General features: G+C 44.3%; 12 protein-coding genes. 6 read left to right on the forward strand and 6 right to left on the reverse strand.

Annotated elements, in window-relative coordinates; genetic code table 11:
- The first annotated feature begins 160 nt into the window (after positions 1-160).
- The 3 genes from KFE26_RS09945 to KFE26_RS09955 all read left to right on the forward strand — a co-directional run bounded on the left by KFE26_RS09945 (position 161) and on the right by KFE26_RS09955 (position 2,379).
- The gene (locus tag KFE26_RS09945) at positions 161-337 is read left to right on the forward strand and encodes a DUF1328 family protein (RefSeq protein WP_028760636.1); all 177 of its coding nucleotides are present in this window, start codon (positions 161-163) and stop codon (positions 335-337) included.
- 23 nt (positions 338-360) lie between these two features.
- A complete protein-coding gene (locus tag KFE26_RS09950) occupies positions 361-555 on the forward strand; it encodes a hypothetical protein (protein WP_028760637.1) in 195 nt (64 codons plus the stop codon).
- A 144-nt stretch (positions 556-699) separates the two neighbouring features.
- Positions 700-2,379 carry a diacylglycerol kinase family protein gene (locus tag KFE26_RS09955; protein WP_173245895.1) on the forward strand — a complete coding sequence of 560 codons (1,680 nt, stop codon included), beginning with the start codon at positions 700-702 and terminating at the stop codon, positions 2,377-2,379.
- Between the two features lie 49 nt (positions 2,380-2,428).
- On the opposite strand, the gene KFE26_RS09960 is transcribed toward KFE26_RS09955, so the two are convergent.
- The 3 genes from KFE26_RS09960 to KFE26_RS09970 form a co-directional block, all read right to left on the reverse strand.
- Positions 2,429-3,088, reverse strand: a complete 660-nt coding sequence (locus tag KFE26_RS09960; RefSeq protein ID WP_212600306.1) for a hypothetical protein — start codon at positions 3,086-3,088, stop codon at positions 2,429-2,431.
- Positions 3,089-3,300: 212 nt separating this feature from the next.
- Entirely contained in the window at positions 3,301-4,377 is a 1,077-nt protein-coding gene (locus tag KFE26_RS09965) for an L-dopachrome tautomerase-related protein (protein ID WP_212600307.1), read from the reverse strand.
- 109 nt (positions 4,378-4,486) lie between these two features.
- Positions 4,487-5,857: a sigma-54 interaction domain-containing protein gene (locus tag KFE26_RS09970; protein ID WP_028760641.1), complete on the reverse strand. Its 1,371-nt coding sequence runs from the start codon at positions 5,855-5,857 to the stop codon at positions 4,487-4,489.
- 246 nt (positions 5,858-6,103) lie between these two features.
- On the opposite strand from KFE26_RS09970, the gene KFE26_RS09975 reads away from it, so the two are divergent.
- Together KFE26_RS09975 and KFE26_RS09980 are read left to right on the forward strand one after the other, a co-directional pair.
- Entirely contained in the window at positions 6,104-6,559 is a 456-nt protein-coding gene (locus KFE26_RS09975) for a hypothetical protein (RefSeq protein ID WP_028760642.1), read from the forward strand.
- A gap of 276 nt (positions 6,560-6,835) precedes the next feature.
- Positions 6,836-7,390 carry a BON domain-containing protein gene (locus tag KFE26_RS09980; RefSeq protein WP_105249747.1) on the forward strand — a complete coding sequence of 185 codons (555 nt, stop codon included), beginning with the start codon at positions 6,836-6,838 and terminating at the stop codon, positions 7,388-7,390.
- A gap of 250 nt (positions 7,391-7,640) precedes the next feature.
- On the opposite strand, the gene KFE26_RS09985 is transcribed toward KFE26_RS09980, so the two are convergent.
- From KFE26_RS09985 to KFE26_RS09995, 3 genes are all read right to left on the reverse strand, one after another.
- Positions 7,641-8,045 (reverse strand): DUF3224 domain-containing protein, encoded by a 405-nt coding sequence (locus tag KFE26_RS09985; protein ID WP_168823236.1) that lies wholly within the window; start codon positions 8,043-8,045, stop codon positions 7,641-7,643.
- A gap of 129 nt (positions 8,046-8,174) precedes the next feature.
- Entirely contained in the window at positions 8,175-8,951 is a 777-nt protein-coding gene (locus KFE26_RS09990) for a hypothetical protein (protein ID WP_105249748.1), read from the reverse strand.
- 213 nt (positions 8,952-9,164) lie between these two features.
- Positions 9,165-10,304, reverse strand: coding sequence for a polysaccharide deacetylase family protein (locus KFE26_RS09995; protein ID WP_113941063.1), 1,140 nt, complete (start codon positions 10,302-10,304; stop codon positions 9,165-9,167).
- A gap of 342 nt (positions 10,305-10,646) precedes the next feature.
- Here KFE26_RS09995 and KFE26_RS10000 point away from each other — a divergent pair, with 342 nt between their 5' ends.
- Entirely contained in the window at positions 10,647-13,283 is a 2,637-nt protein-coding gene (locus tag KFE26_RS10000) for a TonB-dependent receptor (protein ID WP_212600308.1), read from the forward strand.
- Positions 13,284-13,294 lie beyond the last annotated feature (11 nt).

Consider the following 13,294-nt stretch of genomic DNA (forward strand, 5'->3'; position numbering starts at 1 on the left):
ATTTTAAATAAAATGATTTAAATTATATTTAAAATCAATTAACTACTTAAAATTTTTAAAGTTGGCATTAAGATCGCAATCAAGTAAGAGCCATTAGCCGTTACCTTACAAGTGACACAAACGGTCATGAGAAGGATTAAAACAAGGGCAGGAGGTTATTATGCTAGGTTGGACATTAGTATTTCTAGTTGTTGCCGTGATTGCCGGGTTGTTAGGATTTGCTGGGATTGCTGGCGCAGCGGCGGGAATAGCGAAAATCATTTTCTTCATATTTATTGTGTTATTAGTGATTTCTCTGCTGATCAATGCCCTTAAGGGTAAATCACCGCGACTATAATTTTTTTAGAAAAGGAGATAGATATGAAACCATTTACCCTGATGACAAGTGCAGCATTCGCATTATTACTCGCCCTAGGTTTAACAGCCTGTAGTGATAACAAAGCCGAAGACGCAGGCGAAAAAATCGATGAAGTAATGACTGATACAGGTAACGCCATCGAAGATGCCTGTGAAGAAGTCAAAGAAGGTGTTAAAGCTAAAGATACTAAGTGCTAAACAAACCTGACTTTAGGGTGGCAATAGACTCGTCTACTGCCACCCTTTTGGTTTAGACTCGCTCATTTCTGCATCTCTCATCTCGACATCTATCCATTCAAGTGCAACGATTTTAACCAAGAACAATGGCATTGGAGGACTTGCATGCTAACGAAGATCCACATCAAATATTTGTACACTGCAGGTGCAGTATTGTTAGCCTATTTTGCAGTAACAGACACTTCTCCCCTGCTCACTTTTATTTGTGCATGGACAAGTCTGTCACTGTTTTTAGTCGGTTCAGCCTATTGGTTTAATCTCGCCAGTATTTTTAGAAAACGCCAAGATGGCACTATTCCTTGGTATATTCGTTGGGGTTTTATTCCCTTTTTATTAGGCAGTCGACTCTATAACCACTGGGCCAGAAAATACGATTCAGTACCGCCCATGCAAAGGATTGATGAACATCTGTATCTCGGCTGTAGACTCTTTTCCGCAGATCTGGAAACGATTAAAGCCAATAAGATCACTGCCATTCTGGATGTCACCGCTGAATTTGATGGCTTAGATTGGTCGCAATTTGAAGATCATATCGAGTATTTAAATATTCCCATCCTCGACCATAGCGTACCGACCAGCGCCCAACTCAATCAAGCCGTTAACTGGCTGCACCGCCAAGTGCGCGCCAATAAACAGGTACTAATTCACTGTGCTATGGGTCGTGGCCGCTCAGTGCTGGTACTCGCCGCTTATTTGGTTTGTAAAGATAAACAACAGCACTTCGCCGAAGTACTGCAGCAGATAAAGCAAATCCGCAAAACCGCTGGCTTAAACAAATGGCAATTACGCGCGCTCGATCGCATGCTTAGTCAAGGGAAAATTAACATCCACAAAGTGGCGTGGATTATCGCCAACCCAGTTTCTGGTGGCGGGAAATGGCAAGAATACAGCGAGCAAATCCAAGATGAACTCAAAGCCTATTTTGACCTGACTTTAAAACTCACAACAGCAGACGAAACCGCAAATGTCTTCGCCGAGCAAGCCCGTAATGCAGGCGCTGATATCATTATCGCCTGTGGTGGCGATGGTACTGTGACTGAAGTGGCCTCTCAAATCGTTGATACGGATATCGTCTTAGGCATCATTCCTCTTGGCACAACTAATGCCCTCAGCCATGCCCTCTTTGGTTTAGGCAGTAAGCTTATTCCTATCTCTCAGGCGCTGGATAATATTATTCAAGGGCATTGCCAAGCCATTGATACCGCGCGTTGTAATGAGGAGTTAGTGTTGTTGCTTGTAGGCATAGGGTTTGAGCAACAAATGATTGAATCCGCAAACCGTGAGCGTAAAAATGCTCTCGGCCAGTTTGCCTACCTCGATGGCTTATGGCGCGCAGTGAATGCCGATATCACTTTAACCATCCAACTCAGCTTAGATGATGCAAAACCCACAACATTAACGACCCATAGCCTAATCGTTGCCAATGCCGCACCGTTTACCAGCGTGTTGGCGCAGGGCGATGGCGAACCAAACATGACCGACGGTTTGCTCGACATTACTTGGTTGGATGCTGGCGATGAACCCAAAGAGCAGTTGCTTAGCCTCGCTGAATTAGCGATTGCGGGATGGGTAAAAGAAGGCAATAAGAGTGTGCGAGATCAACAAGCGAGTGCAAGTAAAGTCCATCATGCCCATGCTAAAAAGGTCACTATCAGCAGCCAGCCTAAGTGTAAATATGTGATTGATGGTGAAGTATTTGAGCCAGCGGATCTCACTATTGAAGTCCAGCCAGCATCTCTTAAAGTGTTTGTTCCTTATCAGGAAACCACTGAGCAAGATGAGTGATCGTTGTGGAGGACATCCAGCCTAACTTTTAGGCTGGATGACTGAGCATTTATAGAACGAACAAAAAATATAAAATATTCAACAAAATAAATATAACCAGCAGAATCAGTACCCGCATGAAATTAAATTCACTACCTTTGGGAAGTGATTTTTGAGTGGTGTTACTAAAATCCTGAAATTTACAGTCTATTGCCTGCGCACATTGCTGTAGAACTTGTTGTAATTCCTTTCTATCAGTACTGTCACCCAATATCAATTGAGCACCGTTGGGCTGGTGCAATTCTAAATAAGCCAGATAATGTTGGACAGTATCTTCCGTTTGGCGATTGCGGCTGATCTGATGCCAGCGGGTGATTTGCAGCTGATAAAGTTGCACTGCTTTGATGTCCGAAAAAGCATAGGAACGCCACCGCCACAATCCCACATACCTCCCATTGAAGAAACCTTTACCGAGCCACAATTGCTGTTGCTCAGCATCTAACCAACACTGTTGCTGAACAAACGCAGTCGGTAACACGGGTAACAATAGAAACAGTGTTACCCAGCCGAGAACGAGCTGTAGTATCGGATCGGGTTGTAAATAGGTTGCTCTGGCGCAGAGTAAACCAAGCAGTAATAACCCAGCAGCAAACAGCCATAATAGAGGTCGGTACTGAGTACTCAGAGTTTGAATATAAAATGCATTTTTAGAAGGTTGTTTGAATTTCACTGAACTTGTTCCTTGTTCCAAAAATTATCTCACCATTCAATATTGACCTGTGCCAGTAACAATAAGAGGCATTGATAGTTTGCATAATTAACACCTAACTCATTTCTAGACGCTTTCGAGTTAAACCAAAGACTGACATCAACGTAAATAACAGTTGCGATATAACTCATACTGCAAATATAAGCTGCAACTTTGCAGTTGCAGCTAAGGTGTTATTGACCCGCAGCAGTATCCTCACCGGTCCAGAGTCGCATGATACGGTAAGGCGGTTTGGCTGTTTCGGCTTTTCCATTAAAGGCTTTTGCTTTATGCAATTGATTCACTGAAATATATAACCAGCCTGTTTCACCAAATTGCACACTATCTGGAAAATCCAGTAGTGGAGAACTGACCGCTGTTGTTAGCGTGCCTTTGTTATCTAGCATGGAAATGGCATTGTGGTTCAAATTGGTAAAGTAATGATTACCTTGTTTGGACGTTGCTGCGCCATCTGATACAGGCTTAGCTCCGACTAATTTTACCGTGGCGATAATTTTATCATCGTTGCCTGTTTGTAAAGCCGCAGTCGATAACTGATACCAGTGAGTGCCATTCATTGCACCATAATAGAGTGTACTTCCGTCGGCAGATAAACTGATTGGATTGACCGCTACACTGGCAACTTTGCCATTAAACAATGTTGTTTTGTTATCTATGTTCATTACTGCATCCGTTTCGGCCTGCAGCGAGCTATGACCAGAAAAACGTATTGTATGACCATCGTCGATACGCACCGCTAAGAGGCCAGGGTTGGCGATATCGGCTAAATAAATCCAGCCTTTTTGATAGTCGACAACCAGATCCTGCATAAAGCTGCCTTTAGGCGCGAGAGCTTGTGGTAGGACGATTTGTTTATATAGACTGCCGTCCTTAATATTGAATCCCCAAATCCTTGTCTGGCCTAATTCTAACCCCATATCTGCGGTCCAGAGGTGTCCAGCCTTGTCCTGAGCAATACCTAATAAGGTATCAAATTGAGCAGTATTGGCTGTCGATGTTTTTTGCAAATCCATTGAAGGCCAAGCTTTATAAGCGTTGGTCTCACGATTAACTTCAATCAATTGCAAACCTGATGGTGTATCAAATGGATGTACTGTGGCAAAAATCCGACCTTGTGCAGTGACGCTGACATTGCCAGGTCGTATTGGCAATTCAGCGACTGTTTCAAGACTTCCTACTGCTGGGGTGGCGTTTACAAAACTACTGGCTGTCAAAGAAAGCCATAATGCTGTTGTTAATAAGTGTTTCATATTCTATCTCCGCTTTTTCTGTTTAAGGGCTGTAGAATAGGAGTTATTATTTACAAAAAAAAGAGTATAAAGTTTGGCTCTGTTTCAATATTAATTTGATAATTAATGTTTATTCAGCAGTCGTTTCACCGGTCTCGACTTGCTGCTCGTACTTGCTGAGCTTGTTGTAGAGGGTTTTAACGCTGATCCCCAGTTGTTCGGCGGTATCCGTTTTATTACCTTGAGTGGTTTCTAGTGCTTGATAAATAGCGATTCTCTCTAAATCATCTAAGCGCATGCCTTGGGGGATAACAACTTGTTCACCACCACATAAACCCACTTCATTCGTCTGAGGTAGCTGTAAATGGCTGGGTAAAATATCCTGATCGGCCAGAATATAGGCTCGCTCAATTGCATGTTTTAATTCGCGCACATTACCAGACCAAGGGTACTTAGCAATCATCTGAATACAGTCTTCAGCTAAGCTCTTATTCTGCTTTTCGGCCACGTTACGATAGGCAAGAAAATGCTGCGCAAGCCCAATTATATCCTCGCCACGTTCCCGTAAGGGTGGAACGCGAATGGGAAACTGAGCCAAACGAAAGTACAAATCTTCTCGAAATAACCCAGCCTCTATCGCCACTATGGGATCACGGTTAGTCGCTGCCACAATACGTACGTTTGCACGTTGCACTTTGTCGCCACCCACAGGACGATACTCGCTATTCTCCAACACTCTGAGTAACTTCACTTGATGATCAATCGGCATTTCGGTGACTTCATCGAGAAATAAGGTTCCGCCTTCAGCCTGTTCAAATACGCCTTTGTGATCGCGATTCGCCCCCGTAAATGCACCTTTGACATGACCAAACAGCTCACTGTCGACCAATTCAGGGCTTAATGCACCACAGTTAATTGCAATAAAAGGCTCGTTTACCCTAGGGCTGGCAAGATGTATGGTATTAGCAACCAGTTCTTTCCCGACCCCACTTTCCCCAATAATCAGCACATTACTGCCTGTAGCAGAGACGCGACGAATTGTGCGGTATAGCTTGTGCATAGGAGCTGATGAACCAACAAGCAAACCGTACTGGTCTAGCTCGCTAGCAAAAGGATGTAGTCGATTAGGCGATGATGCTAAATACTGTGCAAAATCAGCAAAAATTTCGCTGATTAGCGGCATATCGTAAGGTTTGCGAAAGTGGTAACCAGCAAAATGAGACATTAACTGATCAAGATTAGGATTTGGCTGACCATCGGAGAGAAAAATAAACTCAATATTTGACATGGCCGCATTATCTAGCAGCACAAGGTAATCTTCACGACTAAGACTGGATAACTCAATAATGGCAACATCGACGTGATTTGCCCCAAGCTGCTCTATCCAAGGCAAGTCATCGACACTGCGTAGCTTATTAAAGTCAGCAGCGCCAGCAAGTTCGATGATTGCTTGCTCGGCGCCAACATCCTGCAAGTGATAAAAAAGTGTCAGTCGAGCCATGCGTATCTACTCCCTGTATGAAAAACTACTGTATGTCAGCCATGAAATTTTAACAACAGCAACGGTAATAGTTGCCGATGTTCTAAGATGATATCTCGATGAACTGAGAATATCAGTCTAAAAATCAGCCTGTTAAAATATCATTAAAAACGAGAACAGAATATGCATGGTAGCTGAACGAAACGAAATCAATTTACCCAAGCAGTTAAACAATCTATGTCGAACACTGGCATTAGGAGGCCCATAATGAAGTCTAATGTTGTGCAACATCAGACTGATATCCGCGCCGATATCATGTTGATCGATGAAATCATCAAGCTGAATCAAGAAGGACTCACATTTTACAACCAAGCGAGGAGGTATGTCGAAGACTATAATCTTAAGCGTGTTTTTTCCGCCAAAGCTAACATCCACCAACGAATGTTAACTCGGTTTGAACAGCTGAGACGTTTGGCTGACGAGCCAATTAATGGCCTAAGTCACACCGTGCCCGTCACTTATACTCAAGCAACAGAATTGCTGCAACAGTGCCAAATTTCGCAGGCTATGACCGCCCTTGTCGACATAGAGCAGCAAGTGCTAATCCAAATAAAACAAGCAGTAAGGCAAGCGCATCAGCCACAACTTGCAAACCAACTTGCAGAGGGCGCCGCTTGGCTGCAAATGAGTTACGACGGTACGGGATCGCTCAATCACCATTAATTTCCTGTCGCTAAGTGAGCCATATTTAACCGACTCCCCTCCACTTTTACTACAGACATAATACCGCACTGATGAGTGCGGTTTTTTATGCTCGAATGATGGCTCAGCATGCCAGAAAAAATTACATTTTGTCGGTAAAAAAGACCGACCTAAAGGAAAATGCCAAGGTATAAAAACGCCAGAAAAAACAATTAAACCATTAAAAATCATAACTTTAAAAACATTGGCACGATTGGCGCATTATCTAGCTTCGAGAAAACAACGGAGGATATGATTATGAAAACTACAACAGCATCAGTACTAGTGGCTTTACTTGTCGGTTCAATCAGTTTAAATGTGGCCGCCGCCCAAGATTGGAAAGGCGGAACCAAGGATGCGTGGATCGATGGTAAAGCAGAAACCACTTTACTGCTCAACACGAATCTCAATTCCTTCGACATCATTACAGATGTCAAAGATGGTAAAGTGACGTTAACAGGTAAAGTGGAAAGCAGTGTGGATAAAGCCCTCGCCACAGAGCTCATCAAGAGCTTAGATGGGGTGAAAGATGTCGATAACCAACTCACTGTGATGAATGAAAAAGAAGGCACCAGTGAAGTTGTTGCCACCTTAACTGACTCTAAAGTTGCCACAGTCATCAAAACACGTTTACTGTTTTCAACTGACGTATCCGGCACCCAAATTAATGTGGATGTTGCCAATGGCATAGTCACATTGAAAGGTGAAGTTGCCAGCGATGCAGAACGTCAACTAGCACTGAAAATTGCCGAAAATACCGACGATGTGAAAAAGGTCGTTGATAAAATTAAAGTTGTTAAAAAAGTGTCTTAACTCTCGCGACAACGGCATTTTTTAAATTAAACGTATTTTAAGTAACAGCACACAGATCTAGACTCAAGGTTCGATAGTGCTTTATGAAAAAAGAATCAAAAAAAACCAGCCTCAGCTGGTTTTTTTATGCCCATTTTCAGACCCAATCGAAAAGACTTACTCGCTTAAATTAAGAAGGGTGAATTCAGATGACTCGAATGATCATAAAGGAGAAGAGTTACAGAAAACTGAGCTAAAACGCAGGCGTTACTCAAGCTTCAAAGCCAAACTGGAATACATAAAAATGTTGGCCATTCTCAATATTGATGGTCATAGTGCCAGTTAACCCCAGCAACTCCCCCGCCCCAGAATGGGGTATCACTTCTAAGATCAGACGATTTTGTCCATCGGTCATAATGCCAAAATGTTGTAATACAAAACTGCCCTGCTTACCGCACAAATTACCAACCACTTGTTCAATGGCCACATAGCCAGCTGAGCCCTTGACTGACGTCATAGCACTGAGCATTTCCCCTTTGCTGCGACCCTCAAGCTCACCATAAAAGGTTTTATCTAAGCCCATACGTCCTAACGTCACACCACCAATACCAGTAGCATAGGGGCTATCAGGAGTGAGCTTAACATCAAATTTCCCAGTGATTTTGCTAACTTGCATGACACTCTCCTTGTCGAAATCTTATGCTGACCTATTACCTGCTAACGCTTGCTATTGAAGCAAACATCACCCACAGACCGAAAAACAACTTAGCATAAGCCTGCGTAGATCCATAATGGCATTTACACGCTACTTATGTATGCTGGTCTCACTCACTACCATCTCTATGGTTTTGACTATTTCAGGGCTTTCAGACATAGGTTGGTCAGACGCTCTATCGCGATAAGTCACAGCAATTTTGAATGGGGCTTCAAAAGGATAAACAGGTTCAATACTATCCACTTCGATTCGATCGCCAAGCATGACACTGCCTAAGTGTTTCAAGCTATTGTGTTTAAAATCCAGATTAAACAATCCAAGATACCAAAATACGCCTGAACCTTGAGTCGTCACAATAAAGGGCGCCACAAAGGGCATAGTTTGCATTTTAGGATCATCTTGAATCGGTGCGTCACTTTGGGTGTCCGGCTCTAGAGCGGGATCGAAATTTAACGGTGTAATGCGCAAGTAATCGAGTAATGCTCGACCTTTTACCTCACCATCTTGGTAGTCGCCCATAGCAAACTCTGTTTGCTTGATCTTAATAAAATGTGTCAGTGCAACGGACTTGCCGCCCTCAGGCAGCGTTATTTCAACAGGATTGGCGGTATTTAAGCTAAAGAGTTTGAGCATCACTTCCGATGCATTCGCCACAGGCTTTACCTCAAAAGGTGTCACAGTTTCGATCTCATTCGCCTGAGCCTGAGTTTTTTCATGCGCCATGGCTTCATCGTATTGCATCACCTGTCCATCTTCCATCACCATATAAATATCATCATTGGTCATGTTGAAACGGTAAATACCCGCAGCAAGTAAGGCTAATACCACTAAGGTTGCCGCTATGGTTAATTTTACAAACGTACTCATCTTCTCTCCCCAATCGCGCTCGTTATGCGCTACTTTTCTAACACCGATAAACTTCAAATCAATGTCGGAGCAGTATTACAGATACTGAGTTAAAGCGAAGTGGGTAAAGTGTAAAAAATGCCGCTATTTTGAATTTTGTCAGGCTAAGTTCAGCAACATGCCTTTTACTCGACCAATATGATGGGCCGAGTAAATACTCAGCCCAATACATCACTACTTTTCGTTTTTCCACAAGGCTGGGGTTTGGCTTGGTTGCCAATTGCTTTGGGAGAAATGCGCTTGCACTAAAGAATAGATTTTATCTTGATAGGACACAAACTCAGGTAGTTGATAATTATGCTGATCCTGCCAAGCAGGGGCATAGTTATCTAGCGTATCAAAACGATATCCTTGACGTTGAGCTTCTTCAACAAAACGCTTAATTTTAGGCAAGTTGATGGTTGCACCTTGTCCGCGGTGAGCATTCTCAAACAGGAAGTCGTGGGTCAAGATAACCACTTTCCCGTTATGTAAACCATCACTACAATCTAAGTTCTGCGTACGACTGTTAAGCGGATTCATCGTCGTTCCTGCGCAGGTGTTAATCACTTGATTGACTTTTGCCACCAGCTCAACCCCATCGGCCATAGATTCAGCAGGAAAGGCAACCCCCCAATCCTCTGGTCCCCAGTCTAGATCCCAGCCAAATATTTTATAGTCACTCTCGGCGAGCATGTTTTGAATTTGCACCGCAACTTGCGAACTGTTGGTCGAGGTTTCTGCAGTACAAGCAAAAGCAGGATCCCAAGGCGGCACAGTATCGGATGTCGCACACAAGCCGTCGCCTTTGAGTTTACTGGTCACTCGCCAACCATTGGTGTAAGGCAAACGTGCCAACTTAGTCATCTTGTTATTGGGATAACTGGCGGCATTAGGAATAAGCTCAACCACTTTGGCCGTGTTCGTCACAAAATAGGTGAAATCGGTGGCCGCATCTTGATAGGATTTTACAGGCCAGAGTCCAACTTGATTACAATATGCCGCGCCAGATTGCACGCCATCAGTGCAGTTATGCAGCATATGATCGTAACTGTGGTTTGCCAGAATATGACCATCGTCTAGCAAACGTTGTAGGGCGACTGCCGCTAACGCCTCGTTTTCATCCCCTTCGCCATACATATGAAACGCATTAATAAAGAACGTTGCCTTAATATTGGCATCCTTTAACGCATCTAACAGCCCTAAGGTCGCGTCAATTGGACCATCATCAAAGGTAAGGTAAATGGTTTTATCGCTGGCGTAGGCCGCACTTAAGCCAGTACTCAAGCTCGCAACACAAAGCCCAACTGCAACGGCTATCGATTTCAGTTTCATGATTTCATCCTATAAATAATGTTTAAAGATGAATAAGTTAGTTCTCTTTACGCACTGGTTAATTCATAACCTGTAGACAGCGAGTTCACTCATCCGTTTAGCTTATCTATAGTGAGTAATCCCACCAGCATTAGTTATACCATCCTAGCAACAAGCCATACTTTTCTACGCTAAGTCGATAAATCCTGCCTTTGCACCCAGTTAACCATCCTCTTACCCAAGGTTTCAAAGACAATAGAAAAATACCAATCCTAGTGTGAAAAGTACCGCATCAACAATTCGATAACAGGTAAGTTAACTGGAGAAAAAAACAACACAAAAGCACTACAGGGATGCAATAACATGTCAGAAGGTCAATTATTTAAGAGCTCTTTGCTCGCATTATGTATCGCTAACGCCTTGTTCGGGATGAGCTCAACCGCAATCGCGGCGGAGCAACAAGAGGCAACCGCAGAAAATATTGAGGTAATCCAAGTACGCGGCATACGTCGCTCGATTGAAGCCTCAATGAATACCAAACGCTTCGCCGACTCCACGGTCGATGCTATCACCTCGGAAGATATCGGTAAGTTTCCCGATAAAAATATCGGTGATGCGCTGCAGCGAATTTCTGGGGTGACGGTCGATAGGCAATACGGTGAAGTGAGTGGGGTCACCATTCGTGGTACAGCGCCAGAACAGAGTCGTATTTTGCTGAACGGTCAAACCGTTGCCAGTACCTCTTGGTATGATCTTGGTCCTGCCACTCGTACCTTCAACATGGAATTATTGTCAGCCGAGCAAGTCAGTGCGGTTGAAGTCCACAAAACGCCAACCGCTAGCCTTGAAGAAGGTGCGCTGGGCGGCACTGTCGATCTCAAAACCCGTAAGCCCTTAGATCTCGATGCTCACACTTATCAAGTGGCGGGTGAGTTGAGCCAAAGCAGCCTGTACGATGAAACAGATCCGAGTGGATCTTTCGTTGGAAGCTGGAAAAATGATGATGAAAAATTTGGTATTTTAGGCGCTTACTCAGTAGAAAAACTCACCAGTGGTCGGCATGTATTAGAATCGCTCAGCGGTTACTATGAGTACTTTTCCGCTGATCCTGCACAAAACCAAGAATCAACTGTAGGGGCGTGGGGGATTGGCTCACAAGCATTTAGAGCCGAACGTGAACGGACCAGTGCCCAAGTTACACTGCAATTTGCACCGACTGAAAAAACAGAGTTCACCTTAGATTACTTTAATTTTGAACTCGATATCCCCCACGTAAACCATAACTTCTTAACCGTTGGCGCCCGCGGTTCGGGCTCCACCAACGTAGTAAATAACGCCCAAGGCGGCACAGCATCGGCAACGATTCTGCCAGCGTATGCGTCGATTATTTATAACCCTGTGGTACGCCACGCGGTCAATATGAAGTCTGACGTACTCAACTTAACCGGAAAATACGTCGGGGACAGTTTCACCCTTAGCGGCGTCATTGGCCAATCGACCTCAGATGGCGGCACCCAAGGCGGCTCATCTTCTTGGTGGATCCCTGCGACGGACCAAGGCGGCAAAATTGGCGATCCCGCCTTCCCTAATGGTCAAGGCAGTGTCGATGGTGGCTTTAGTTACGATGCCACAGGTCCCTATCAAGTGGTGCTGACGAGCCTAGATGCCAACGATGCTAGCCAGTTCAAGCATGCGCAAGAAGCCAACTACGAAACCACAGTGCAAGATCATAAAGTCACCTACGCACAGTCTGACTTCGAATATCAACTCGATCATGATTTTATTAATAAAATTGCGGGCGGGATTAAGTACAACACCAGTGATTTCGAGCGTAATGCCTTCAACCGTAACCCCTCAGAAATCCTAGGTTTTGTGCCCAATGGCAACCTAGCCAACTGGAGCGATGGCGTACTGTCTGGCCTGCATTCCCAGAGTGGCGGCAATGTACTCGACTCCTATGCCAAGTTAGATGAAGACAAATGGTGGGCGTTTATCAGCGAGAAATACGCCAATGGCGAGTTAGTGGAAGTCGCCGATCTCGGTAACACCTTCTCTGTCGAAGAGGATATGTTGGCCGTGTACGCCCAAGCGGATTTTAGCGGCGAATTCTATCGTGGCAACTTTGGTTTGCGTTACGTTAACACAGACCAAACCTCAACTGGTTTTGCCGATGGCAAGCCCTACAATGAATCCGTCAATTACGATAATTGGCTACCGAGCATCAACGTCGCCTTTGATCTGCAAGAAGATTTAATCCTACGTGCTTCGGCCTCTTCCGTGATGGCACGTAACAACTACAGCGACCTTAAACCCGGTTTAGCCATAGCGAAAAACTTTGGTACTGCGACCGGCGGTAATCCCAATTTAAAACCCTATAAGGCGAACCAAGCCGACCTTGGCATCGAATGGTACTTCACTGAATCTTCTATGCTGTCGGCGGCCTTGTTCTACAAAGATATTGATAACGTAGTGTTTGTCACTGAGTCGACTCAGTATATTGAAGGTTGCGGCGCGTCAGAATCCGAGTGGGATAAATGCCGCGTCACAGCTCCTGCCAACGGCGGCAGCGGCTCAGTGACTGGGCTTGAAATCCAGCTACAGCATAACTTTGAAAGCGGTTTTGGCTTCTTAACCAACTACACTTATGTTGACAGTAAGAGCACGCGCCCCGATGGCACCGAGCAGATGATTGAAGGTGTGTCAGAAAACTCCTTCAACGGCTCACTCTTCTACGAAGATGATCTGTTCAGCGCCCGTATCGCCTATAACTGGCGTTCAGAATACTTAGGCGTGGGTAATATTCAAAACGTGTTAAACGACAGCTATCAACAAGTGGATGCCTCGATTATTTGGCATGCAATGGAGAACTTAGATATCTCACTCGAAGGGGTTAACTTAACCAATGAAGTGGTGCAATCCTATGATGTTAAATACGGATTAACCCAAAACACCATCGAATTTGGTTCACGTTATTTCGTCGGTGCCAGTTACAAATTTTAATTTTGAATCAC

This window comes from Shewanella sp. M16 (assembly GCF_018224605.1).
In the GTDB taxonomy this organism is placed as follows: Bacteria; Pseudomonadota; Gammaproteobacteria; order Enterobacterales; family Shewanellaceae; genus Shewanella; species Shewanella oncorhynchi.

Excerpts from the sequence above, each read along its gene's own strand:
- KFE26_RS09945 (WP_028760636.1), top strand. The coding sequence starts at position 161 with ATGCTAGGTTGGACATTAGTATTTCTAGTTGTTGCCGTGATTGCCGGG.
- KFE26_RS09950 (WP_028760637.1), top strand. The coding sequence starts at position 361 with ATGAAACCATTTACCCTGATGACAAGTGCAGCATTCGCATTATTACTC.
- KFE26_RS09955 (WP_173245895.1), top strand. The coding sequence starts at position 700 with ATGCTAACGAAGATCCACATCAAATATTTGTACACTGCAGGTGCAGTA.
- KFE26_RS09965 (WP_212600307.1), bottom strand. The coding sequence starts at position 4,377 with ATGAAACACTTATTAACAACAGCATTATGGCTTTCTTTGACAGCCAGT.
- KFE26_RS09970 (WP_028760641.1), bottom strand. The coding sequence starts at position 5,857 with ATGGCTCGACTGACACTTTTTTATCACTTGCAGGATGTTGGCGCCGAG.
- KFE26_RS09975 (WP_028760642.1), top strand. The coding sequence starts at position 6,104 with ATGAAGTCTAATGTTGTGCAACATCAGACTGATATCCGCGCCGATATC.
- KFE26_RS09980 (WP_105249747.1), top strand. The coding sequence starts at position 6,836 with ATGAAAACTACAACAGCATCAGTACTAGTGGCTTTACTTGTCGGTTCA.
- KFE26_RS09985 (WP_168823236.1), bottom strand. The coding sequence starts at position 8,045 with ATGCAAGTTAGCAAAATCACTGGGAAATTTGATGTTAAGCTCACTCCT.
- KFE26_RS09990 (WP_105249748.1), bottom strand. The coding sequence starts at position 8,951 with ATGAGTACGTTTGTAAAATTAACCATAGCGGCAACCTTAGTGGTATTA.
- KFE26_RS09995 (WP_113941063.1), bottom strand. The coding sequence starts at position 10,304 with ATGAAACTGAAATCGATAGCCGTTGCAGTTGGGCTTTGTGTTGCGAGC.
- KFE26_RS10000 (WP_212600308.1), top strand. The coding sequence starts at position 10,647 with ATGTCAGAAGGTCAATTATTTAAGAGCTCTTTGCTCGCATTATGTATC.